The sequence below is a fragment of the Halalkalicoccus jeotgali B3 genome (assembly GCF_000196895.1).
Classification (GTDB): Archaea; Halobacteriota; Halobacteria; order Halobacteriales; family Halalkalicoccaceae; genus Halalkalicoccus; species Halalkalicoccus jeotgali.
Genome location: NC_014297.1, coordinates 1,903,214 through 1,926,102, shown reverse-complemented (window position 1 = coordinate 1,926,102; position 22,889 = coordinate 1,903,214). Strand labels below are relative to the sequence as shown.

At 66.6% G+C, this 22,889-nt stretch carries 25 protein-coding genes; 15 read left to right on the top strand and 10 right to left on the bottom strand.

Annotated elements, in window-relative coordinates; all coding sequences use genetic code 11:
* Positions 1-37 precede the first annotated feature (37 nt).
* The 4 genes from HACJB3_RS10035 (at position 38) to HACJB3_RS21245 (ending at position 3,184) form a co-directional block, all read left to right on the top strand.
* A complete protein-coding gene (locus tag HACJB3_RS10035) occupies positions 38-1,027 on the top strand; it encodes an alpha/beta hydrolase (protein WP_008417028.1) in 990 nt (329 codons plus the stop codon).
* Between the two features lie 65 nt (positions 1,028-1,092).
* Positions 1,093-1,443 (top strand): DsrE family protein, encoded by a 351-nt coding sequence (locus HACJB3_RS10030; protein ID WP_008417029.1) that lies wholly within the window; start codon positions 1,093-1,095, stop codon positions 1,441-1,443.
* Between the two features lie 104 nt (positions 1,444-1,547).
* The gene (locus HACJB3_RS10025) at positions 1,548-2,732 is read left to right on the top strand and encodes an MFS transporter (RefSeq protein ID WP_008417030.1); all 1,185 of its coding nucleotides are present in this window, start codon (positions 1,548-1,550) and stop codon (positions 2,730-2,732) included.
* A gap of 65 nt (positions 2,733-2,797) precedes the next feature.
* Positions 2,798-3,184: a low temperature requirement protein A gene (locus HACJB3_RS21245; RefSeq protein WP_241430848.1), complete on the top strand. Its 387-nt coding sequence runs from the start codon at positions 2,798-2,800 to the stop codon at positions 3,182-3,184.
* Here HACJB3_RS21245 and HACJB3_RS10020 read toward each other — a convergent pair.
* Entirely contained in the window at positions 3,132-3,821 is a 690-nt protein-coding gene (locus HACJB3_RS10020) for a CDGSH iron-sulfur domain-containing protein (RefSeq protein ID WP_008417031.1), read from the bottom strand. The two genes, HACJB3_RS21245 and HACJB3_RS10020, sit on opposite strands and share 53 nt — an antisense overlap.
* Positions 3,822-3,917: 96 nt before the next feature.
* Positions 3,918-4,859, bottom strand: a complete 942-nt coding sequence (locus tag HACJB3_RS10015; protein ID WP_008417033.1) for an alpha/beta hydrolase — start codon at positions 4,857-4,859, stop codon at positions 3,918-3,920.
* 184 nt (positions 4,860-5,043) lie between these two features.
* On the opposite strand from HACJB3_RS10015, the gene HACJB3_RS10010 reads away from it, so the two are divergent.
* A complete protein-coding gene (locus HACJB3_RS10010) occupies positions 5,044-6,039 on the top strand; it encodes a lipid II:glycine glycyltransferase FemX (RefSeq protein ID WP_008417034.1) in 996 nt (331 codons plus the stop codon).
* Here the strand turns inward: HACJB3_RS10010 and HACJB3_RS10005 are convergent.
* Together HACJB3_RS10005 and glmS are read right to left on the bottom strand one after the other, a co-directional pair.
* Complete coding sequence (locus tag HACJB3_RS10005) at positions 6,028-7,605, bottom strand: hypothetical protein (RefSeq protein ID WP_008417035.1); 1,578 nt, start codon at positions 7,603-7,605, stop codon at positions 6,028-6,030. The genes HACJB3_RS10010 and HACJB3_RS10005 overlap by 12 nt on opposite strands.
* Before the next feature lie 142 nt (positions 7,606-7,747).
* Positions 7,748-9,529 carry a glutamine--fructose-6-phosphate transaminase (isomerizing) gene (gene glmS / locus HACJB3_RS10000; protein WP_049934404.1) on the bottom strand — a complete coding sequence of 594 codons (1,782 nt, stop codon included), beginning with the start codon at positions 9,527-9,529 and terminating at the stop codon, positions 7,748-7,750.
* 259 nt (positions 9,530-9,788) lie between these two features.
* On the opposite strand from glmS, the gene HACJB3_RS09995 reads away from it, so the two are divergent.
* Positions 9,789-10,523, top strand: coding sequence for a hypothetical protein (locus HACJB3_RS09995; RefSeq protein WP_238532754.1), 735 nt, complete (start codon positions 9,789-9,791; stop codon positions 10,521-10,523).
* A gap of 1 nt (position 10,524) precedes the next feature.
* On the opposite strand, the gene HACJB3_RS09990 is transcribed toward HACJB3_RS09995, so the two are convergent.
* A complete protein-coding gene (locus tag HACJB3_RS09990; protein ID WP_008417038.1) occupies positions 10,525-12,132 on the bottom strand; it encodes an alkaline phosphatase family protein in 1,608 nt (535 codons plus the stop codon).
* Between the two features lie 191 nt (positions 12,133-12,323).
* On the opposite strand from HACJB3_RS09990, the gene HACJB3_RS09985 reads away from it, so the two are divergent.
* From HACJB3_RS09985 to HACJB3_RS09975, 4 genes are all read left to right on the top strand, one after another.
* Positions 12,324-12,869, top strand: a complete 546-nt coding sequence (locus HACJB3_RS09985; RefSeq protein WP_238532753.1) for a helix-turn-helix domain-containing protein — start codon at positions 12,324-12,326, stop codon at positions 12,867-12,869.
* Between the two features lie 170 nt (positions 12,870-13,039).
* On the top strand, positions 13,040-14,311 hold the full coding sequence (locus HACJB3_RS09980) for a polysaccharide deacetylase family protein (RefSeq protein WP_008417040.1): 1,272 nt from the start codon (positions 13,040-13,042) through the stop codon (positions 14,309-14,311).
* Between the two features lie 103 nt (positions 14,312-14,414).
* Positions 14,415-14,582 (top strand): hypothetical protein, encoded by a 168-nt coding sequence (locus tag HACJB3_RS20190; protein WP_008417041.1) that lies wholly within the window; start codon positions 14,415-14,417, stop codon positions 14,580-14,582.
* Positions 14,582-15,505, top strand: coding sequence for a hypothetical protein (locus HACJB3_RS09975; protein ID WP_008417042.1), 924 nt, complete (start codon positions 14,582-14,584; stop codon positions 15,503-15,505). Before HACJB3_RS20190 ends, HACJB3_RS09975 begins: the two co-directional genes overlap by 1 nt.
* A 39-nt stretch (positions 15,506-15,544) precedes the next feature.
* Here HACJB3_RS09975 and gvpA read toward each other — a convergent pair whose 3' ends face one another.
* Positions 15,545-15,808 carry a gas vesicle protein GvpA gene (gvpA, locus tag HACJB3_RS09970; protein WP_008417043.1) on the bottom strand — a complete coding sequence of 88 codons (264 nt, stop codon included), beginning with the start codon at positions 15,806-15,808 and terminating at the stop codon, positions 15,545-15,547.
* Between the two features lie 212 nt (positions 15,809-16,020).
* On the opposite strand from gvpA, the gene HACJB3_RS09965 reads away from it, so the two are divergent.
* Complete coding sequence (locus tag HACJB3_RS09965; RefSeq protein WP_008417044.1) at positions 16,021-17,001, top strand: DUF1616 domain-containing protein; 981 nt, start codon at positions 16,021-16,023, stop codon at positions 16,999-17,001.
* Between the two features lie 40 nt (positions 17,002-17,041).
* On the top strand, positions 17,042-17,656 hold the full coding sequence (locus HACJB3_RS09960) for a metal-dependent hydrolase (RefSeq protein WP_049934402.1): 615 nt from the start codon (positions 17,042-17,044) through the stop codon (positions 17,654-17,656).
* Here HACJB3_RS09960 and HACJB3_RS09955 read toward each other — a convergent pair.
* Positions 17,653-18,759 carry a polysaccharide deacetylase family protein gene (locus HACJB3_RS09955; RefSeq protein WP_013199490.1) on the bottom strand — a complete coding sequence of 369 codons (1,107 nt, stop codon included), beginning with the start codon at positions 18,757-18,759 and terminating at the stop codon, positions 17,653-17,655. The genes HACJB3_RS09960 and HACJB3_RS09955 overlap by 4 nt on opposite strands.
* 135 nt (positions 18,760-18,894) lie before the next feature.
* Positions 18,895-19,695: a twin-arginine translocation signal domain-containing protein gene (locus HACJB3_RS09950; protein ID WP_238532751.1), complete on the bottom strand. Its 801-nt coding sequence runs from the start codon at positions 19,693-19,695 to the stop codon at positions 18,895-18,897.
* Between the two features lie 690 nt (positions 19,696-20,385).
* Between HACJB3_RS09950 and HACJB3_RS09945 the strand changes: the two genes are divergently transcribed.
* From HACJB3_RS09945 to HACJB3_RS09935, 3 genes are all read left to right on the top strand, one after another.
* Entirely contained in the window at positions 20,386-20,886 is a 501-nt protein-coding gene (locus tag HACJB3_RS09945) for a hypothetical protein (RefSeq protein WP_008417050.1), read from the top strand.
* Complete coding sequence (locus tag HACJB3_RS09940) at positions 20,883-21,395, top strand: hypothetical protein (RefSeq protein WP_008417052.1); 513 nt, start codon at positions 20,883-20,885, stop codon at positions 21,393-21,395. Before HACJB3_RS09945 ends, HACJB3_RS09940 begins: the two co-directional genes overlap by 4 nt.
* Positions 21,396-21,473: 78 nt before the next feature.
* Positions 21,474-21,713, top strand: a complete 240-nt coding sequence (locus tag HACJB3_RS09935) for a hypothetical protein (protein ID WP_008417053.1) — start codon at positions 21,474-21,476, stop codon at positions 21,711-21,713.
* On the opposite strand, the gene HACJB3_RS09930 is transcribed toward HACJB3_RS09935, so the two are convergent.
* On the bottom strand, positions 21,703-22,146 hold the full coding sequence (locus HACJB3_RS09930) for a pyridoxamine 5'-phosphate oxidase family protein (protein WP_049934400.1): 444 nt from the start codon (positions 22,144-22,146) through the stop codon (positions 21,703-21,705). The two genes, HACJB3_RS09935 and HACJB3_RS09930, sit on opposite strands and share 11 nt — an antisense overlap.
* Positions 22,147-22,215: 69 nt before the next feature.
* The gene (locus tag HACJB3_RS09925) at positions 22,216-22,635 is read right to left on the bottom strand and encodes a universal stress protein (RefSeq protein ID WP_008417055.1); all 420 of its coding nucleotides are present in this window, start codon (positions 22,633-22,635) and stop codon (positions 22,216-22,218) included.
* Positions 22,636-22,889: the final 254 nt, after the last annotated feature.

Here is a 22,889-nt window from a genome sequence, read left to right as displayed (position 1 = left end):
ACGCGTTTATCGAGTCGGCGGTTGTAACCGGTTTGCGATGAATCACGCCACCCATGCCGAGCGACGTGCAGCGACGCTTGACCCGGACGCGAGCGCCCTTTTGCACGCGTTGGCCGACGCCGGACCACCCGATCTGCAACAGCTCTCGCCCGAACAGGCGCGAACGCTGCTGGGCGACCTGTTCACCCCGGACGTCGATCCTGAACCGATCGCCGCGGTGGAGGAACGAAAGCTCCGGGCGGACGCCCGCGACGTCCGCGTGCGGATCTACGACCCCGACCCCGACGAGACGCTCCCCGCGGTCGTCTACTTCCACGGCGGGGGCTGGGTCGTCGGCAACCTCGACACCCACGACGGCGTCGCCCGTTCGCTGGCAATAGAGGGCGAGTGCGTCGTCGTCTCCGTCGACTATCGGAAGGCCCCCGAACACCCGTTTCCCGGCGCCGTCGAGGACGCCTACCTCGCGACGAGGTGGACGGCCGACAACGCCGCGGGGATCGGGGCCGGAGCGGGACTGGCCGTCGCCGGCGAGAGCGCGGGCGGGACCCTCGCGACCGTCGTCACGCAGATGGCCGCCGAAAAGGAACTCGGTGCGCCGGAGATCGATCACCAGGTGCTGTTCTACCCGGTGACCGACCACGCCTTCGATACGCACTCGTACGCCGAAAACGCCGACGGCTTCTTCCTGACCGGACGGGCGATGGTGTGGTTCTGGAACCACTACCTCCGCGATGATATCGACGGGGCGAACCTCCGGGCCTCGCCGCTTCGCGCCCCCGAACGGCTCCTCGCGGAACTCCCGCCGGTGACGCTGTTCTCCTGTGGGTACGATCCGCTTCGCGACGAGCAGTTCGCCTACGCCGAGGCGCTCGAGGATGCGGGCGTCCCGGTCGAGCACACGAACTACGACGGCATGATCCACGACTTCGCGAACATGCGGCGACTCGCCGACCCGTTCCCGAACGTCGAGGCGGCAGCCGACGTCCGACAGCGCGCGGGCGAGGCGCTTCGCGGGGCCTTCGAGTAGACGACTGGATGCCCGAAATGACTACGGGCGGCACGGTTATACCGGCTGCTGTCGTTCCCTCGGTGATGAAAACCGTTCTTCACGTCTCGAGTCCACACCCCGACGACCAGAACCACGCGGCGGTGAACACGCTGAACCTGATCGGCGACGAGGCCGTCTATTCGGAGGGTGACGATGTCGTCGTCCTCGCAAACGGGGCCGGGGTTCGCATGTTCGTCGACACAACGGCAGCCCATCCCGAGATGATCGAGCGGCTCGCTGACCGAGGCGTGGCGCTCAGAGCGTGCCGGAACGCGCTCTACGGGATGGGTGCCACCGATGACGACCTGCTGCCCGGGGTCTCGGGGGTCCCCTCGGGCTCCGGTGAGCTCGCCCGGTTACAGGACGACGGCTTTGGCTACATCAAGGCCCCCTGATCGTGCGGGGGTCCCCAGTACGCACGCGAATCCGGGCGGGAAATACCGATTCGGAGTCCTCACTCCTGATCGCGACCTTGCTGCTCGCGAGCTCCTTGACGGTCATGTCCGGGGCGACGATCGCGCCGGCGCTGCCGGCCATACACGCCCACTTCAGCGGCGTGGAGAACGCCGACCTCCTGGTCCGCCTCGTACTGACGATCCCCGCCCTCTTCATCGCCCTCGGCGCACCACTCGCCGGGCTCGTGGTCGACCGGGTGGGCCGCAAGCCGATGTTGGTCGGCTCGACCGTGCTCTACGTCGTGGCCGGCGGGTCGGGCTACGTACTGGCCACCCTTCCGGGGATCCTCGCCGGACGGGCGCTTCTCGGGATCGCCGTCGCGGGCGTCATGACCAGCGCGACGACACTCATCGCCGATTACTACACTGGGGATCGGCGGGACGGGATGCTCGGACTCCAGGCTGCGTTCATGTCGCTCGGGGGTGTCGTTTTCCTCCCGCTCGGCGGCTTTCTCGCCGATATCGGATGGCGTGTCCCCTTCCTGATCTACGTCTCCGCCGCGGCGCTGGTGCCGCTCATGGTCCTCTCTGTCTACGAGCCGACTCTCGACGGGACGGACCCACGACCCGACCCCACCACCTGCGATCCGGCCACCGGGGTCCCGGTGAGCCATCCCGATGACGGCCCGGGGACGTCAGTCTCCGACCGGGTACCCGTTCGAGCGATCGCGATCGCCTACCTGGCGGCGCTGGTGACGATGGTGGCGTTCTACATGGTCCCCGTTCAGATCCCCTTCTACCTCGAAACGCTCGCGCCGGTGAGCGCCTCGGCGGTCGGCCTCGCGATCGCGGGCATGACGCTCACGAGCGGCGTGGTCTCGACGCAGTTTCACGCCCTCAGGGCTCACCTCGGGGCGCGCACCATCGCGGCGCTCGTCTTCGGGCTGATGGGGATCGGCTACGTCGTCATCGGGACGGGCAGCGGGTACTATCGGGTGGTTGTTGGCCTCGCTATCACCGGTGTCGGGCTGGGACTGCTCTTTCCGAACCTCAACAGTTGGCTCGCGGATCACGCCCCGGAGGCCTCCCGCGGGCGCGTTCTCGGCGGGCTCACGAGCGCGGTGTTCCTCGGGCAGTTCCTCTCGCCGTTCCTGACACAACCGGTCGTAACGCAGGTAGGGCTCGGGAAAGGGTACAGCGTCTTCGGGATCGTTCTGCTCGCCCTCTGTGTCGCGGTGCTCGGGACGCGTCTCCCCGGTCGCCTCGGCGAGATGGCTTCAGTACGGTAAGCGGGCGATCTCTCGTATAGCAAGCCCCCGATGAGTGGTTAGGGACGGCTGTCCTGCAGTCCGTCGTGAAGCTGCCGAACGTTCGGCCGCCGGAGCTTCGAATCGAGGGGTCACAGGGCCGACACGCGACGTGGTTGGAGCTCTTTTTCGACCTCGTCTTCGTCGTCGCCGTCGCCGAACTCGCACACACGCTCGGTGCCAACGTTTCGTCGGGCGGGGTGATCCGGTCCGGCGCGCTGCGCGCTGTTCGTCCCCGTCTGGTGGGCGTGGATCGGCGCGCTACTGGTCCTCGTCGAAGTTCTGACCGGCTCTCATGGCGACGGTCACGGGAGAGACACTCACGACCACGGACTCGGGGCCACAGCCCGGGATGGCGAATCGCTCCGAAGGAACTGAGCGTTACAGTCGCTCCTCGCCGGTTCGGCCCACCTCGCCGGAGTCCTCTCCAGTGAACTCGACCTCCCGGTGTGTGCCGTCACAGAACGGCTTGGTCCCCGAGGCCCCACACCGACACAGCGCGGTTTCCGTGCCCCTGTACTGTTCCCCGTCGGCTCCCTCGATCTCGAACGTCCCGCTGGCCATACACGGGCCGGCCGGGATCGGCGTCAGTCGAAGCGCCTCGTCCGGCGGTTCCTCTTCGGTCACCGCTTCCCCGCCGTCGAGGCTCCCGCCATCCTCGAACCCCACGGCCGCGTGGCTGTTGTCACAGAGCGGCTTGTTCTCGGAGGCTCCACAGCGACACAGCGCGATCCGCGTGTCCGAAAGCAGCTCCTCGCCCTCGGGGGTCTCGATCCCGAGGTCGCCGTGGAGGTAGAGTGGACCGTCAGGGACGACGGTAATGCGGTTTCCCTCCGGGATCGGCTCGTCCATGCCCTCGTTCGATTCGAAATGCAACGCGCCCGTCGGACAGTCCCGGATTACGGCGGCGACCTCCTCGGCGTCGGCGTTATCTGGCCGGATCCAGGGACGTTCGTCGGGATCGAACACCTGCGAAAGCCACTCGACGCACGCTTTGACGTGAATACATCGGTTCACGTCGTAGGTTACGGTTCCGTCCTCGCCTACGTACCGGTGCACGTCCTCTTTCATTATGGAATGTCCCACGGGAACTCACAAATAGGTATTCGTCAAACGGGAATCGATCGCGTCCGGCGATCACCGGACAGGAGACCGGACGGCGAGCGACTACTGGGTGTCCCCAAGGAGGTGCCGTTCGAGAAAGGTCCCCTCCCGCTCGACGACTTCTTCGAACGACTCGTCGAACGCTCCGAAGTGATCAGCTTCGATCGTTATATGTCTCATATCTGGAAGGCGAGCGACTGTCGCAGCGATGGCGCTCTTGGGGGCGATCGTGTCGGTTGCCCCCTCGATGACGAGTGCCGGGCAATTAACCCGATGAGCACTCGTAATGGGACGATACAGACCGAACGTGAGGAACGCACGTGCGGCACACCGGTTCACCTCCTCGTCGCTCGCGGCCGTACCGACGAGGGCTTCGTGGCCCTCTTTGGATCCCGGAGGGGCAAGCGCCGGGAGTTCGTCGGGATACACCCCCCAGATGGGAATGTAGTACGGCTCCCGCCCGGTGTACTTCCGCCCGAGGTCCCGTAGCCCTGCAACCGTCGTTCGAAGTCCGTAGGCCGGCCCCAGCTGGCGAACGAAATACGCGATCGTTCGGGCCCCGTCGAGGATCGGGGTTCGTCCGACGTAGGCGTCGACGTCCTCACGAGCAGCGGTGATCAACGCGCCACCACCTCCCAAGGAGAACCCATAGACGCCGAGTCGCCCCCCGTCGACGCCGTCGATGATGCGGGCATATCGGACGGCAGCCTGCCAGTCGGCGATCTGGCCGAAGGGGACTGCGACGTTCCTGGGTTCGCCATCGCTTTCGCCCAACGATCGGTAGTCGAACAACAACACAGCGATCCCGCGCCCGGCGAAGTGCTCGGCAAACGCCGGAAGCCCGGCGTTGCGTGGTAACCCGAACCCGTTTGCCATTACCACTATCGGCGGATCGATGGCGCTCGTAGACGACGACTCGTACGGGCGGTAGAGTGAGGCTGCACACCGCGTTCCTTCGCTCATGAACGAGACGTATTCGGGTTCGATCGCTTCTCGCTGCTCCATAACTCTCTATGTAGTAAGACAGCAAACAGCATAAGCATATACTGACTCACTGAACTACCCGTTTTCTCGGGCATGGCTACACCCATCCCGTGCTGGATGCGTGGCCGTCGATTTCAGGAACGAGCACGCTGTCCGAAGGTAAGGCCCGGATAACAAACCCGCGTTCCTCGGTGGTACAGGTAAGATGAACGTCGAACGCATCGATCTCGCCGAGTGGGAGCGGATGGTACCCGACGGTTGTGAGGTCTTTCATACGCCCGAGGCGCTTTCCGTCCTCGCCGAGCACGCAGCGGGGGAACTCCACCTGCTGGGGGCGAAAAAGGGCGAGCAGCCGCTGGCGCTCGTTCCTGCCTTCGTCCGGCAAAGTGCCGTCGGAACGGCGGTGTTCTCGCCGCCGCCCGGGATGGGCGTCCCCCGACTGGGCCCGCTTCTCATGCCGACCAGCCCCAAACGACGGAAACGCGAGAAGCTCAACCGGGAGTTCACCGCGGCGGTCGTCAAGCATCTGGTGGGGGAGGGCTCGCGAACCCTGTTCCGGATGGAGTGTCCCGCCGCCTACGACGATCCCCGACCGTACCGGTGGACGGACTTCGACGTGGAGAGCGCCTTCACCTACGTGCTGGCGGTCGACGGGGACACCGACGCGCTGCTCTCGTCGTTCAGCAAGAGCCTCCGCCGGGAGATCCGCGACGCAGAGGAGCTTTCGGTCGGGATCGAGACGGAGGGTCTCGACGGGGCGCGTGCGGTCTTCGAGGACACCCGGGCGCGCTACGCCGAGCAGGACGAGCCGTTCGCGCTCGAGTGGCCCTACGTCCGGGACCTCCTCGAAGCGCTCGGGGATCGCGCACGGGTCTACGTCGCCCGCGATCCCGACGGCCGGTTCCTGAGCGGAATTACCGTGCTGTACTCGAACGACATGGCCTACTTCTGGCAGGGGGGTGCCCGCGCGACCTACGAGGGGACGAGCGTCAACAGCGCACTCCACTGGCGCATCCTCGAGGACCTCGCGACCGACCCCGAACTCGAAAACGTGTATAAGTACGACCTGATGGGCGCGAACACCGAGCGGCTCTGTCGGTACAAGGCGAAGTTCTCGGCGGACCTCGTGCCCTACTACGTGATCGAATCGAACGGTCCCGCGATGACGATCGCGAAAACGGCCTACTCGTTACTCCGGTGAGCGGCGCCACCAGAGCGCCAGTGCGACGAGCACGACCAGCCCGATTCCAATGGCGAGGAAACCGTTCGAGGAGCTCGCCGCCGATTCCGAATCGCCGGAGGCGGGCGCCTCGCCCTTGACGGTCAGTTGCTGGGTCTGGCCGGCGACCTCGACGGTGTGTGTGCCCGGCGCGTCGACGCGCTGGGAGAAACTAACGGTCGTAGTCTCGCCGGGCTCGAGTGTCACTTCCTCGGTGCCGGTCACCGCGCCGAAGACCAGCAACTCGACGGGCTGGGTTTCGGTGACCGAGGCGGTGTTCTCGACGGTCGCGGTCACCTCGACCGTCTCGCCGGCGTCGATCCGCTCGCGGTCCAGCGAGAGTTCGGTCGCCTCGATCGGCGACTCGGCCAGGACGACCGCGAACTCCCCGGAACCGCCGGGACTGCTCTCGAAGGAGTAGAACCGATCGGTCTCCCCGGCCGGTTCGGTCGCGGTCCGCTCCCAGCTCCCGCTGGCGCGCTCGTAGACCGCGACGTTGCTGGCGGTGGCGTCCTGACCCGCGAGGGTCGCTTTCTCGACGCTAAAGGAGAGGGTCGGGTCGCTCACGCTTCCCTCCGAAGCGCTATCATCGACCGTCAGCGTCGAGAGCGCCGTTGCGCTCCCGTCGCCGTCCTCGTCGGGGACCTCGGGGCCGCCCTCGGCGGCATTCATCGCGACCTCCACGTCGGCGGTCCCGCTGAACGTGCTCTGCCCGCTGGCGGAAAGCGAGAGGCGGTCGTACCGGACGCCGTTTCCGCCCTCGGCGGGCGGGCGCAGGCGGGCCGTCTCGCCCCCGGTGTCCTCGACGGTCGCGAGGATCCCGTCGTCGATCCGGTCGTAGCTGACCGTCGGGTCCCCGCAGGTGCCAGAGCGGATCACGAGCGGCGCGTCGATGCTCCCCAACGCGATCCGGTCGGGCTGGCTGCGATCCCCCGAGAGGACGTCGATCCGGCTGACGTTGCCGTCCGGCGAGAAGGTCGACTGCTGGTCGTTGAACGCGGGATCGATCGTCACCTCGAAGTCCCCGCCGAGGCCGGTGTAAGCCCCGCCGTCGGTCCGGTCGTCCCCCCAGAGCCAGGCGACCTCGCTCCAGACGTCGCCGTGGGTCCAGACGTCGTCTGCGTGTTCGCTGTAGTCGTCGTCCTGGACGGTCCACTCTCCACTCGCCGGCAGGCCGACGACCTCGAACTCGGCCGCGCCGCCGGGCGTCCCGCCGTCAAGGCGGTCGTGGACGATCACGAGGCTCAGGCCGTCGGCCCCCTCGTAGAGGAAGAGCGAACTCACATCGTTGCGCTGGAGGTCGGTCGTGCCGTGAGAGCCGTAGGCGTAGTCGGTTTCGTGGCTGACGTGGCTCCGGTAGTCGTATAGCTCCGCGGCAGTTCCCTCGCCCGAGAGGGGTGTAATGACCTCACACTGGGTGCCCTGCTCGACGACGTACGAACCCTGCTGGGCCGCGGCGGGCCGGCTCGCGGGGACCGAGCCCGCGAGGACGACCGTCGCGACGAGCGCGAGAGCGAGACACACCGCGCCGACCGATCTCGTGGTCATGGCGGGCGCGGGAGGGGGTACTCACGGCGGGTAATGCTCCGGTCGATGCGCGGGGGTGGGTCTGCCCTCATCGTCCGAGTGTTCGCCGATCCGGGTATTGTTATCCGGCACCTACCGCCCGCAGGCGACGAAAAGGAGCCGCCTACTCGACGGTGACGCTCTTTGCGAGGTTACGGGGCTTGTCGATCGGGCGACCCAGTAGCGCCGCCGCGTGATAGGAGACGAGCTGGAGCTGGACGTTCGCAAGCAACCCTGCGACGGTCGGCGGAGCCTCGGGGATCGAAAGGATGTCGTCGGCCTGCCGGAGGACTTCCTCGTTCGTCCCGTCCGTGACCGCGACGACCGTCGCGCCGCGGGTCTGGGCTTCCCGGACGTTGCCCAACAGTTTCTCGTCGTCCTGGCCGGTAAAAATCGCGAAGACGACGCTCGCCGGAGTGACCAGCGCCAGCGGGCCGTGTTTGAGCTCGCCCGCCGCAAAGCCCTCGGCGTGCTCGTAGGAGATCTCCTTGAACTTCAGGGCCCCTTCGAGCGCGACGGGGTAGCCCACGCCGCGCCCGATGAAGAAGAAGGCGTCCCGGCCCCGATAGCGCTCTGCGATATCGCGGCTCCGGGAGGTCTCGAGGACCCGCTCGACGCCCCCGGGAAGCGAACCGAAGTCGACCGGCCCGCTGGGCGAGTCCTCGCCCGCGAGCTGGTCCGCAAACAGCGAGAGCGCGACGACCTGCGAGGAGAAGGTCTTGGTGGCGGCGACGCCGATCTCGGGGCCCGCACGGATGTACAGCGCCCCGTCACAGACCCGCGCGGCCGAAGAGCCCACGACGTTCGTCACCGCGAGGGTGCGCGCGTCCGCCCGCTGTGCGGTCTCGATGGCCCCGAGGGTGTCCGCGGTCTCGCCGCTCTGGGTGACCGCGACGACCAGCGTCCCCTCGCTCACCGGCCGGGCGTGGGTGGCGTACTCGCTTGCGAGGTGCGTCGAGGCGGGGATCCCCCGTTCGGTGGCCACGTACTCGCCGTAGAGCGCGGCGTGGTAGGAGGTCCCACACGCGACGAACTGGACCTCCCGGATTCCATCGAGGAACGCCGAATCGAGATCCGGAAGTCCCTCGCCGGAAGAGTGACACTCGAGGATCTGGCGGAGCGCGGTTGGCTGTTCGTGGATCTCCTTTCTCATGTAGTGGTCGTAGCCGCCCTTCTCGGCGGCCTCGGCGGTCCAGTCGACGGTCCTGACCGGACGATGGACCACCCCGTCGCCGTCGGTGATCGTATACTCCTCCGAGGTGGCCCGCACGGCGTGGCCGTCCTCCAGATAGACGACCCGGTCGGTGAACTCGAGGAACGCGGGCACGTCGCTGGCGACGAACAGCGCGTCCTCGGCGATCCCGAGCACCATCGGGGAGCCGTTTCGGGCGGCGTAGATCGCCTGCTCGTCCTCGTGGACCATCGCGATGGCGTAACTGCCCGATAGCTCGTCGATCGCGGCGTGAAAGGCCTCCTCCGTCGAACGCCCCGCCGAGAGGTGCTCCTCGATCAGGTGTGGGATGACCTCGGTGTCGGTGTCGCTTTCGAACCCGTGGCCCGCCGCCTCCAGGCGCGCGCGCAGCGCGTCGTGGTTCTCGATGATGCCGTTGTGGACGACCGCCAAGGTCCCCGTACAGTCCGTGTGCGGATGGGCGTTGACGTCCGTCGGCGGGCCGTGGGTGCTCCAGCGGGTATGGCCGATACCGGTCTCGGCGCTCGGTGCGCGGCGGGAAACGCGCTCGAGGAGGCGGTCGATCTCGCCCTCGCGTTTCAATACCTCGAGTCCGTGGCCGTTCAACAGCGCGATCCCGGCCGAGTCGTAGCCCCGGTATTCGAGGTTCGAGAGACCGGACAGGAGGCTCGGGACGGCGTCGTCGGTGCCGATCCGGGCGATGATGCCACACATCAGCACTCACCTCCCGGGGATCCGCTCGATCGAGGGTCGGTTCGGAAACCGAAGGGGACGGCCGCGTGTGGGGTAGTAGCGGATCTCATCGTCGATACGTCGGTGGTTCCGGTCCGGGAGGCATTGGTATCGCGTGATTATACGTCCGGCCGTTCGCCAGAACGAATAGGCTCGCCGTACCCGTCCGGCCGCGTGAGAATGGACCGAAATTACTTCGTCCAACGTCGCCTTGCCGACTGATATGCTTCGGGAGAGTGGAGTGTCACCACGAGCCGTGACGGCCTTCGACGTCGCGAGCCACACGGGTCCGGCCGCATGGCTCGACAGCGAGGGCTACCGGCGGGGTATCGAACTCGCCGTGGCCCACCCCGAGGTCGAGCCCGACGCGATCGCGTCGATGGTCGCGCTACCCGCGGACGCCACGGCCGACGGCTGTAGCCCGGCGACGATGGTCGCGGAGATCCAGCGAGCCGCGCGCCGGGGCTGGCTCGACGTTTCGTACGACTCGCCGGCGTTCGCGGGACTGAACAAGCTGGTCGCGTGGGCCCTTTCGGCGGGCGGAGTCGAGGCCGACTACACCCCCTTCTTCGAGGTGGGCCACGGGACCGACTACGAGCGCCTCGACCGGGCTTTCGAGCGTATCGGCTGTGGGTACGAGCCGGTCTGTGGCGGAGCCCCCCATCGTGTGGAGCCCCGCGAGGCGGCGACGGCGCTCGGGCGGGTGCTCGCCACCCTCGGCGTGCCGGTCGGGGACCCAAACACGCTGACGACGCTGCCGGCGTATCTGTCCGAGTGTCCCGACAGCCTCCGGCGGGCGTTCGCGTACACGTACCTCAACAGTCGGGACCGCGCGGCGACGGCACCGGCCCCCGAGCGCAACTCGCCGGCGTTCCGCCGCGCGCTGGCGGCGTTTCTGACCCGGACCGTCGACGGGACGGTGACAATCCTCGACGGGGCCGTTTTCGTCACCGGAATCGAGGGGCGTCGCCCCTGAATCACTCCAGATAGCCGAGCTGCGAGAGGCGGTCTTCGACGGCCTGTGAGTCGGTCCGACGGCGATGGCCCTCGACGCCGTCGTAGCGCTCGGTGCCGACGCCCTCGATCACGGGGAGGACCCGCCCGTCGCTTCGCTCGTCGTGGGGAACGCCAAGCGAGGCGAGTACCGTCGGCGCGACGTCGAACAGGTGCGCACCCGAGAGGTCCGCGCTAGAGTCGACCCCCTTGCCCACGGCGGCGATGATCCCCTCGCGCTTGTGGTTCCAGGGTTCCTCGGGCTCGCCGAAGGGCTCGCCCAGCAGGCGCGCCGAGAGGAACTGCTCGTAGTCGTGCGGGACCGTCACGACGTCGACGGCGTCTTCCAAATGGGGTCCCGAGAACACCTCCTCGCGGGGGGCGACCGTCTCGAAGACCGGGTCGCCGTCGGGGGTGGACACCGCGGAGAGCGCCTCGATCAGGTCCGCCCGAACCGACTCGTAGTCCTCGGAGGCGACGACGCCGTCGGGTTCGCGCCCCGCGAGGTTGATCCGAACGCCCAGTTCCGTCCGCGAGCGCATGTACGCCCGTGAGGCGGCGAAGTCGACCTGCTCGGTCGCCGCCCGGATGAGGTCGGTGGGGACGACCCGCGCGACGGGCTCGGCGAGGCCGACCCTGTCGAGCAGCCCGTGGGCGCGCTGGCTGGTCAGTCCGACCCGTGCGCCCGCCAGCGCGGCCCGCGAGAGGGCGCGTTTGAGCGCCGCACCGGCCCCCGAGGAGTCCCTTTGGGCCCGCTCGTGGATCGTCCCCCACGAGGGCATCCCGCCCTCGCGTCCGGCGACCGCCTCGAGGTAGCCCTCCCGGCGAAGGAACTCGTTGACCCGGAACTCGTAGTCCTCGTAGGGCCCCATCCCGTGATCGCTGACGATGAAGACGCTCGCGGGCTCACAGGCCCCCAGGATCGAGCCGACCTCCCGGTCGACGGCGCGATAGACCGCCTCCACGCCGCGGGAATCGCCCGCGAGTTCGTGAAAGACGGTGTCGGTCGACTGGAACTCGACGAAGCCGAACTCGGGGTCGAACTCCCGGCAGAGATATCGGAACGCGGCCCCCCGCGAGGCGATCAGGTCGCGGTAGTTCGCGATCGCCTCTTCGCTCCCGACGTCGCTCCCGTGAGGCGGGTAGACCCGGTACTCGCCAATGGCCTCGCGGACCTCCTCCAGTATCCCCTCGGGATGACAGGCGGGCTCTTCGGGGGCGGTGTAACCCGGGATTACCGCCCCATCGATCCCGCCGGGCGGGTGGGTCACTGGTACGTTGACGACGACGCTTCGCAGGCCACGCTCGGAAAGTACCTCCCAGATGGCGGGAAACCGGACGTGCGTGGCGTTGATCACGTCCCAGTCGTAGCCCTCGAAGGCCAGAAAGTCGAAGACGCCGTGCTTGCCGGGGTTGACGCCGGTGTACAGCGAGGGCCACGCGCTCGGCGTCCAGGGGGGGATCTGCGATTCGAGCGGGCCGCTTGCGCCCTCCTCGACGAGCGAGGCGAGGTTCGACAGCACCCCCGACTCGAGCAGCGGGTCGAGGACCCGCTCGCAGGCGGCGTCCAGTCCGATGACGAGCGTCTTCATGCGTTGTAATCAACTCCCCGGACGCTGGGGGGCGTGCGGGCATTGTTATGGCCGGTGTACAGGGAATCGCCGTCGGCGGTCCGGCCGCGCCGTAAACGTCGGTGTTCGACCCTGTCGGGGAAAGAGTTAATTAACTAACCAGTCATGGAAGGATGTGGACGGCCGGCCGACACGGTCGGCCTCAGCAGTCCGTGAGTCCAAGGACCCGCCGCCAGCGGGCCGGTTGCGGGGACAGACGAACACACAGTAGCGACGCCACCACCGACACCACCATGATCCAGAACGACCTCATCCACGAACCGGCTGCATCGACGACGGACACCACGGTCACGACCGGCTGCTCGGACCTCCTCGACGCCCTCGGGGACGCCTCCGCGCGGGCGATACTCCGAGCGGGCGCCCGGGAACCGGTCACTATCGAGGACCTCCTCGAGGTCTGTGAGGTCTCCCGAACGACCATCTACCGTCGGGTCAACGAGCTCGTCGAGCTCGACCTGCTCGAGGAGTCCATTACGTTCACCGAGGACCAAAAGCGCCAGCGTCGGTTTCGGACGGCGTGCAACCGGATCACGCTTCATCTCGGCGAGAACGGGCTCGAAGCGCGCCTTCAATCGGACGGGTCGGTCACCCCGTTCGACGAACTCCTGCTCGACGAATCCGCCCTCCAAATCGCCCTCAGCGGCAAGGACATGCGCTTCGAGATCGAGACGGCGGGACCCGAGGGGTCGGCCGAGTAATGCGACGATTTCACCGCTCAAGGCACGGATACCGATACTGATGGGGTCGAAAGCCCGACCGTGTTCCGACCACTACGGCGAGGAGACGGACGGAGGACAACGCGATCGGCTGACCGGGACGAGCGCGCCGGGGCGCGCCGACGTGGGGCCCCCGAGGGGGACCAACACCCATGAGTCTGCACCGCCGCCGGTTCCTCCTCGCGTCGGGGATCGCCGGATTCGCGGGCTGTACGGGCCAATTCGCCGGGACGCGCGACGACGGCGAGAACGAGACCGGAAGCGAGAGCGCGGGGGAATCAGCCCCCGACGACGGATCCTCCGGAGCCGACGCCGAGGACCGACCTGCGGGGGTCACGCCCCTGCTTTCGTTCGAGGACCTCGACGCGTGGGAGAGCCAGGCGGGCGACCTCTCGGCCGACGCCGGGAGCGAAAGCGGCTCACAGTCGGCGCGGATCGACGCCGGTCCCACCGAGGAGTGGGCCCGGATCGAGCGTCCGCTCGACCTCGACCTCTCGAGCCACCGGCCGGCGATCACCTTCCGGGTGCACGCCGGGGACCTCCCCTCCCAGTCGGTCGACCTGATCGTGCTGGACGGGGCCGAGAACGCCCTCCGATTTCGGACGCGGGTCTTCGAGACGAGCGCCGACGCCGAGTTCATCAGGCTCCACGCCGGGACGTACGACCTGCTCACCGAGGAGGCCCCCGATCTCGGTGCGATCGAGCGTATCCGGATCCAGGCACAGTTCCAGAATGCACCGGAGGCGACGATCTGGTTGGATCGACTGGAGGCCCTCCCGCTCCCCGAGACGCCCAAACTGATGATCCAGTGGGACGACGGCCACGAGTCCCAGTACACCGAGGCCTTCGAGATCCAGTCACGCTACGGGATCCCCGCGACCTCGTTCGTCAACACCAACAGCATCGGGGCCGAGGGCCGACTCGACGTCGAGCAGATGCACGAGCTGCGCGAGGTGGGCTGGGAGTTCGGGAGCCACCTGATGGACCACGTCTACCTCGACGAGACCGAGCCCGCCGAGCAGGAACGCCAGATCACCGGCGCGAAGCAGTGGCTGCTCGACAACGGCTTCGAACAAGGGGCGGAGTACTTCGCGTACCCGTACGGCGATTACGACCAGTCGAGCTACGATCTGGTAACCGACCACCACGCCGTCGCGATGGTCGGGGGCGAGCCCGGGTACGGCCTGCCGGTCAACGCCACGCACGTCGGGCGATCCTCCGAGCGAACCCTCGCGAGCGCAAGCGCGTACCTCGATCACCTCGTCGAGTGGGGCGGGTTCGGCGGGCTGTTCTGGCACGCGATCCCGGACGAGACGCCCATCGAGGAGTTCGACGCGATCATGCGCCACATCCACGACCGGGAAGCCGCCGGCGAGATCGACGTCATTACGCTCGGCGACCTCGAGGCGCTGCTGACCGGATGACGTCCGTCGGTTCCGATCCGAGTGCACTCTATAGTGCTCAGTTCTCTCCGTACTCCTCCTAGGAACTGTTATTATCCCAACTGTTGTACGCCCGGACAGGGAGATGGATCACCGAGTAGTGAAGCTCCTCCTCGCGATGGGGATCGGAGTGATCGTACTGGCTGCCAGCACCGACCGGACCGGCCGAGAACGCGGATGCGTCCTGCGATACGTCTCCACTCAGCGGATTGCCGCCGGAGGAGCCATCGCCCTGATAGGGGTGGTCTGGTGATGTACTCCGCCTTCGAGATCCGCCGGGCGCTCGCGAACCCGGTCCGGATCAGCCTCGAGTGCAACCGCCTGTTCTACCGGCGGGGCTATCGGCGGGCGTACAACACCTCGGGCGTGGACGTCTTCGCCGAGGACTGGGACTCGCTGATCCTTCTGGACGCGTGTCGCTACGACCTCTTCGAACGCCACTCGAGGCTGCCCGGCGATCTCGAAGCCCGCGAGTCCCGCGGGTCGGGCACCGCCGAGTTCCTCCGGGGCAACGTCGCCGGGCGCGACCTCCTGGATACCGTCTACGTGACGGCGAACCCACAGCTGTATCGGTACCGCGAGGAACTCGACGCCACGTTCCACGACGTGATCCACGTCTGGATGGAGGACGGCTGGGACGAGGAGTACGGGACCGTCCTGCCCGAGACGACGACGCGGTACGCACTGGAGGCTGCCGAGCGCTACCCCAACAAGCGACTGTTCGTCCACTACCTCCAGCCCCACTACCCGTTCGTCGGCTCCGAGACGACGTTCGATAAGGGCCACGTCCAGGACCCCGAACAGGGCCAAGACGTCTTCTGGCTCCGACTCACGGACGGACGACTCGACGTTCCCCGCGAGACCGTCTGGGACGCCTACGCGGACAACCTCGAACTGGTCCTCCCGTACGCCGAATCCCTCATGGACGCCTTCGAGGGCCGGACGGTCGTCACCTCCGACCACGGTAACCTCTTCGACGAGCGCGCCTTTCCGATCCCCATGCGGGTCTGGGGACACCCGAAAGGGATTCACGTCGAGAACCTGATCAAAGTGCCGTGGCTCGTCCACGAGACCGGGCGCCGAAAGGAGATCGTCGCCGAGGACCCCGTCTCGGAGGGTCGAACCGTCGGCGAAGACGTGATGGAAGACCGCCTCGAGGCCCTCGGTTACGTCTGATCCCGAGCGAACCCGGCCGACTCGGCCGGTCGGATCCGGCTATACCTGCTCCTCGCGGGGCGTGATCTCGACCCTTTCGAGGGCTTCGAGGGTCCCCTCTTCCTCCGCTCGTTCGAGCTTCGAGATCTCCCTCGCGTAGTGGAGGAACGTGTCCACCGAAGCGATCACGACGCGGGCCTCGATCGTGAGGATCTCGATCCCGACGAGCGAGACGCGGATCCAGATGTCGATGACGACGCCCTTATCGAGGATGCGATCGAGTACCTCCGCGAGACTCGACGTGTGTGGTCTGTTCGAACTCATGATTCCTCACTCCTGATACGGTGGCCCTCCTCGTTACTGTTTGCCCATCCCTAGCAAGGAGGTGGTCGGCGGTTCGCCGCCGGCGGTTCGTATCGAACGACCCAGGAGGTACGACGGGCATATCGCCGGTAGGGGATCAATAACGAACCACGTCGGTCGCCTGGTCCCGGCATGGATCGACACCTCCGAGCGCGACGCGGGCCGATCCGACCATGACACGGTCGAGGCGGCGACCTCCCGACCGGCGCGTTCCGGCCGACGTACCGCTCGTCGCGGCGTTCTTACTCGTCGCAAACGGGATCATCGCTCTCGCACCGTGGCAATCCCTTCGGGTCGTCCCCGGGTTGGTGCTCCTGTTGTTCGCCCCGGGATACGCCCTTTTGACCGTCCTGTTCCCGGGCCGACCCGACGCGGAGCACTCGACGGTCGGCGGGATCGACCGGCTTGAGCGGGCCGTCCTCTCGTTCGGGGTGAGCGTCGCACTGGTGCCCGTACTGTACCTGCTCGGATACCTGTTCAGCCGGCTAAACCCGCCCTCGACGCTGATGTTACTCGGCGTGCTCGACGGTTTCGTCGTCGTCACGATGGCTCTCGGATACCTCCGGCGGCGCGAGCTGTCGGCCCCGCGTCGCTTCGACCTGCCCCCGCGGGAAACGGTCGTGCCCGAGGTGGCCGACCGACGGACCGACCGGCGCGGTTTTCTCGCCGATCTCGCGTTGGGGGGTGCAATCGTGGCGGCCGTCGGAAGCCTCGCGTACGCGATCAGTGACCCCGGCGACGGCGAGCGTTTCACCGAGTTCCAACTGCTCTCGCGGACCGAAAGCGGCGAGTACGTCGCCGGCGACTACCGGACGGTCCTCACGGCGGGGGAACCCCAGTCCCAGATCGTCGGCATCGAGAACTACGAACACGCCCGCACGACCTACACCGTCGTCGCGGAACTCCAGCGCGTCGATACGGAGGGCGACTCGGCCCAACTCCTCGAACGCGGCGACCGTACCGAGCGAACCGTCTCGGTCGCGCCCGGCGAGTCGGCCTACATCGAACAGGGGGTGACCCCCGACATCGTCGCGGAGGATCTCAGACTGGCGTACCTCCTGTACACCAGCGATTCGCCCATCGGAGAACCCTACCGTGAACTGCACCTCTGGGTCGACGTCTACGAGCCCGGAACCGAGCCGACCGGGGAGTAAGCGCTCGATAACTAACCCCGTGCCCGGCGAGGGCTCCGGTATGTGGCCATGGGAACACGCACTCTTCGCTTACTTGCTGTACTCGATCGCCAGCCGACTCTGGTTGGGGCGAACGCCCGCCGCGCTCCCCGTCTTAGTGCTGGTCGTCGCCTCCAGCGGCCCCGACCTGATCGACAAACCGCTGGCGTGGCAGTTCGGGATCTTCTCGAGCGGGTACGCCATCGCCCACTCGGTCTTTTTCGCCGTCCCGCTGGTCGCGCTGGTCGGCCTGTTAGCGTGGACCTCAAATCGCCCCGACATCGGCCTCGCCTTCGGGATCGGCTACCTCTCGCATCTCCTCGGGGACCTGCTCCCGATCTACGTCGAGGAGGGCGAGATCTCGCTGTACCCCGTTATCTGGCCGCTTGGCGAGCGCTCGACGACGGACCACAGTCAGGGGTTTCTCGACCGCGTTCTCGAGCTGTTCGGCCCCTATTCACAGGACCTCGGTCGGGAACTCCTCTCGATGGAGTTCTCGGCGTACACCGTCTTCCAGCTCGGGATCGCCGCCCTCGCCGTCTGCCTCTGGCTGTTCGACGGCGCGCCGGTCCTCCGTGAGGGCTACGCGAAGCTCCGGGCCCACCTCGCACCCGACCGCGCGCGCAGCGCCGATTAAGCGTAGCGTTCGATGGCCTCGCGCAGGGTGAGGACGGTGATCTCGCGCTCGTGGACCCACGAGAGCGTCTCCCGGATGCGCTCCTCGCTCACCTCCTCCTTGTACGTGTGCGCACCCATTACACCGAGCGCCCCCGTCTCGGCGATCTCGTCCAAGTCGCGTTTGACCGACTCGCGGTCCGTGTACTCGATGAAGTAATCCCGACGCGTCCGGTACGGGTCGAACCCTTCGCGGGCGTTCACCCGCTTGCCGTGGCGGGCGTTTGCAATCCCCGAATAGTACTCGCTGGCGAGCTCCCGCGAGTACTCGTCGAAGTTGTCGTAGGGCGCAAGCAACGTCCCGATATCGAACCCAAGTCCCTCAAGCGTGTGCTTCGACTCGCGGAGGGCGGCGTCGACCTGCTCTTGGGGGTATCTGATGACGGTCTCGCCGGCGGCACACGTATCCCCGAGCGACCGGTCGAGATCGATATACCGCCCGGTGTCGTCGGTTCCGTAATCCGCGACCGTCCGGTGGATCGTCCGTTCGCCGTCGGTAAGTTCGAGGGTCCTGTCCCGGTGATAGCCGTGGCGGATCTCCTCGGGGTAGATGCGCGTGTCGTCGGGGTGAGCGTCCTCGACGAGGGGAAAGGTGCCGACGGCGATGTGTTCGGTCGTGTGGGAGGCGATCTCCCAGCCGGCATCGACCAGTTCTTCGAGATGCTCGACGTCCATACAGCCGTTGTCCTGGTAATCGTCCCGCCCGACCCAGTCGCTGACGATCCCGGCCGTCGCCGGGGCGTCGAAACGCCGGTGGGCCGGCAACGCTTGGGTGTAATCCTCCATCGGGCCGTCGTCGTAGACGAACACCACCGCCCCGCCGTCCGGCGGCTCCGGGGGCGTCGAGTCCTCGTCGCCGCTCGCCCCGTCGTCGCTCCCGCCGTCCGACCCGTCGTCCCGGCGATTCTCGTCGCGGTGGTCGTCCGGGTCGTCCGGTTCCCGGCTGCCGTCCGCGAGACAGCCCGCGAGCGCCAGTACGCCCCCGGTGGCGCCGTACCGGAGGATCCGTCGACGACTGATCGGTGAACTGTGTGACACGGTCTTCGAGAGCGGGCCACGCCGCATTGTTACGGATCGCTTGACACCAGCGCGAGAAGTGGCGTCACGACTCCGGGATCAATCGGCGATAAATCGCGACCGCGTGGCCGGACGCGACCACGCGAGTGTCGAAAAACGATGGCGGGCGGTGTCGGTCGGGAATCAGTCGTCGTCGTCGTGTTTGTTGTCGTCGTCCTCGAGTTCACCGTTGTGGAGCCCGTCGTCGGGTCGGGCGATGTGGAACTCCTCGACGTTCTCTTCGAGCGGGACGACGGCCGCGATGTCGGTCGGGCGGTCGGGGCCGGGCGGGCCGAACGAGCCGTCGGTCGGCGCGCCGATCCCCTCGAAGCCGTAGGCGCTGTCCGGGTCGCCCTCGTCGAAGAAGTCCCACTCCTCGTTCTCGTTGCTGTCGACGTGTGGCAACGAGACCAACACGGCCGGTTCCGGGAGCCGGTCGAGTTCGCCCGAGACTGCCTGCAGCTCCTCGTCCTGCAGGATCGGGACTTTGATGTTCTGGTGAACGCCGGGTTCGAGGTACTCCGAGTAGCCGATAATCGTCGCCGCGGCGTTCTGCGGGCTACCGTCCTCGGGGTTGATGAACCCGACGTCCGCGATGTCCTCTTCCGGGCGGGCGATGTGGACCGACATGAACCCGCCCTCTTCGGTGGTGATGTTACCTTCGTCGACGATGACGTACGTCCCGTCGGTGACCTGATCGCTGAAGCGACTGTACGAAAGTCCGTCCCCGTCGCCGAGTGGGCCTTCGGGGCGCTGGTTCTCGGTCGGGTTGTACTCGACGTCGCCGTCGTCCATCTCCTGAGCGCTGGCGCCGCCCGCGAAGGTGAGTGCTGCAGCCGTCCCGCCTAGCGCCTGTAGTACACGCCGGCGCGAGGAGTCGGTGGTTCGTGATTCGGGTTGTGGTTCGGATCCGTTGTCCGTAAGTCTGTCTGAGTTGTCTGACATTGTATCCTCCGATACTGGACCGCTTCCAGCACTCACCTCCACTCGTGATAGCCCGATTGTAATTGGTCTCCTATCGAGAACGGACCCGCGAGCCGTCCGTAGCGTCCACTTACTGGCGTCCGTGCGCCGCCGGTCCTCGGCGGACGACCGTCAGGTCGTGCCTACCGGCCGCCCCCTCTCGCCAGGCCGCTCGATACCGCCCGACCGCCTCACGGTGTGTCCGGCGTCGTTTCGAGGAGCCCGACCCGGAACTGACGGCTCCCCGGCAGGCCCACGCCGGACTGTTCAATCGAGTATCATCTACGACAGTCGGACCGGGGCCGTCCTCCTGATGAGGCGAGCCACCGATCCACACGGTGGCCGGTCGAATCGGCTTACGGGCCTCCAAGCGACGGTTTCGGGCGTTCGGACGGGGTTCGGTCCGCAACGGCGCCACGACGCATGTTCGTCACCACAGTGGAGAGCCGTACCTGAACACGATCCAACAATTCAGTCTCAATGATGACTTTTGAAACGCGTTCTTCTACCCGAACCGTCACATACCGTTCTGGACATGCAATTATACTTCCGCAAAGATCCCCATGCAGTCGGGCGATTACGACAGAACGGGTTTCCTATACTAGGTGGTATGGAGCCGAAAAATCCAGCGCGAGGGTTTATATCCGTCGACCGACCGATTCCTACTCGACCATGAGCGCAGACGTGAACAGCGACCAACCGACGGACGCCGGACTGTCGTTCGTCGGGTCGATACAGAGAAAGCTCCGTGGGGCGGATCGCTTACTGGAGACGTGGTTCGCCGCCCACGGCGTTTCGTTTCTCAGATACGCACTCGCGATGGTGTTTTTCTGGTTCGGGATCGTCAAGCCCTTCGGCGTGAGTCCGGCCAACCCAGTCGTCGAAACCGGGATCTTCTTCCTCCCGTTCGATATCTTCTTCCCCGTTCTCGGGTGGTGGGAGGCCCTCGTCGGCGTCGGCCTGCTGTTCAACCGCACCCTTCGCTTCGCGGTGTACCTGATGGTGTTCCAGATGCTCGGGACGATGATCCCGCTGTTCAGTGCACCCGGGATGACGTTCTCGCAGTTCCCGTTCATTCCGACGGCGATCGGGGCGTACATCATCAAGAACTGGGTGCTGTTGAGTAGCGGTCTCGTCGTGTTAGCCAAAGTCGATCTGGAGGACGACCAATGAGCCTGAAATCCGACGACACCCTGAACCGAACCACACGACAGAGCATGGCCGAGTTCGGCGCGGAGATCGAACGGACGTTCCTCGCGTTCGTTGAGGACCACAGCCTCACGATGCTGCGGTACGCGCTAGTGGCCGTCTACGTCTGGTTCGGCCTGCTGACGATGACGGGAACGAGCCCGACCGCGGGACTCGTCGCCGAGATGTTCCCGTTCGTGCCGATCGAGGTCTTTCGGGTGGCCCTTGGTGGCTGGGAGGTCGCGGTCGGCCTCGCGTTGCTCTCCCGGCGGACCCTCCGGCTCGCGGCGGTCCTGCTGGCGTCCCACGCGGCGGTCGTCATGCTGCCGCTGGCGGTGTTCCCGGAACAGACGTTCTCGTACTTCCCGTACGGGCCGTCGTTCGAGGGCGTCTACATCATCAAAGATTGGGTGTTGCTCGGCGCCGTGATGACCGTCGGCGGCCTGTTCGAGGCCTCGGAGCGTGACCCCGCGGGATCGAACGCGGACGACTGACGCCCGCGATCGCACGCCGTTTTCACGCTGGCGGCACTGGCGGTACGTTTACGTGACAGCGGGTCAACTAGTCCATCGATGGACCCCCAGCCAGACCGTCTCGGACCGGTCGCGACGCTTCCCGACGAGGTCGGATCGACCGGCGCGAAACTGGTCTACCTCTATCTGATCGTCGAGAACGGCGCGACGATAGACGAACTCCAGACGGGCCTCCGGATGCGGAAGGTCACCCTGTACCCGCTGCTCCGGACGCTCGCGCGCAACGGCCTCGTCGAGCGCCGCAACGCCGAGTACGTCTGTACACAGATCAGTCGGTAAACTCAGTTCGGCCCTGCAGCGTCTCGGGGACCAGTCGGAAGTGACGGAAGGCGACGTCCTCGGGAGGTCGGTCGAAGACGTCGACCGACGGGATCCGGACCGCCCATAGCTCCTGAACGACCGTCGATTCGTAGGGCTGGCCGTCGATCCCCTCGACCCGTCCCGACGCGACCACGCTCTGCCACCCCTCGTCGGTGTGCTCGTGGACGACGAACGTGACGGGCCTGTCGATGACTGTCGCCTTGGTGCTTCCCGGCGGGAACGCCAGCCGGAAGTAGAACGTCCCGGAGTCGGCGGTGTAGCCGTAGGATACCGGGATCGAGAACGGCGACTGCTCGCCCTCGGTCGAAAACGAGAGCACGCCCGTCCCGCCCCGGCCGAGAAACGCGTCCAGTTCCTCCCCTTCCATCCGTACCCAACGCAGGGAACCCATGGTTCACGTAGGTCCTCCCCCGTAGAAAATCCCCCGGTCGCGACGGCGAATTGAAACTTATCTGGCGACCTACGTGGTCAGGACGGGACGGTCCGCGCTCCGAACGACACGCTCGGCCACGCTACCTATGTGACCGCCGAGCTGGTGGGACTGTCCCCGACTCCCGAGGACGATGAGGTCGGCGTCGATCTCGTCGGCATACTCGAGGATCTCCTGTTGTGGCCGCCCCCGACAGAGCCGGGTCCCGGCCACCACCGCCCGGTCGTCCGCCAGATCCGCGACCTCCTCGAGGAGGCCGTAGCCGCGCTCTTCGAGTTCGTTGAGGACGATCTCGGCGCTGCTCAGCGTCGGTTCGCCGTAGCGGGCCGTATCGACGACGTGCAGCGTATGGATCGCCGCCCCGTAGTTCTCCGCGAGGTCGAGGGCGTGCTCGACCGCCCGGTTTGCCGGTTCGCTGCCGTCGATCGGAACGAGTATCGTCTGGTACATCGATGGATCCTCCCACCGTCCATACCGACCCGCACCGACAAATAGTTACTCAATCAACAGGTTTAGTCGGTTCGAACGCGAGGCGTTTCTGATTTTGGACCGATCCGCTCTCAGTTCGAGAGTTTGAATAGTGTATTCGAACGATAGGTTCGACGATCGCTCCGGTCACTGATACCCCCGCACCGACCCTGTATCAGGTGCCCGAAATCGGTTCGTCCTCGATCCGATTTTGAATTACCCGTCCCGTGATCGTT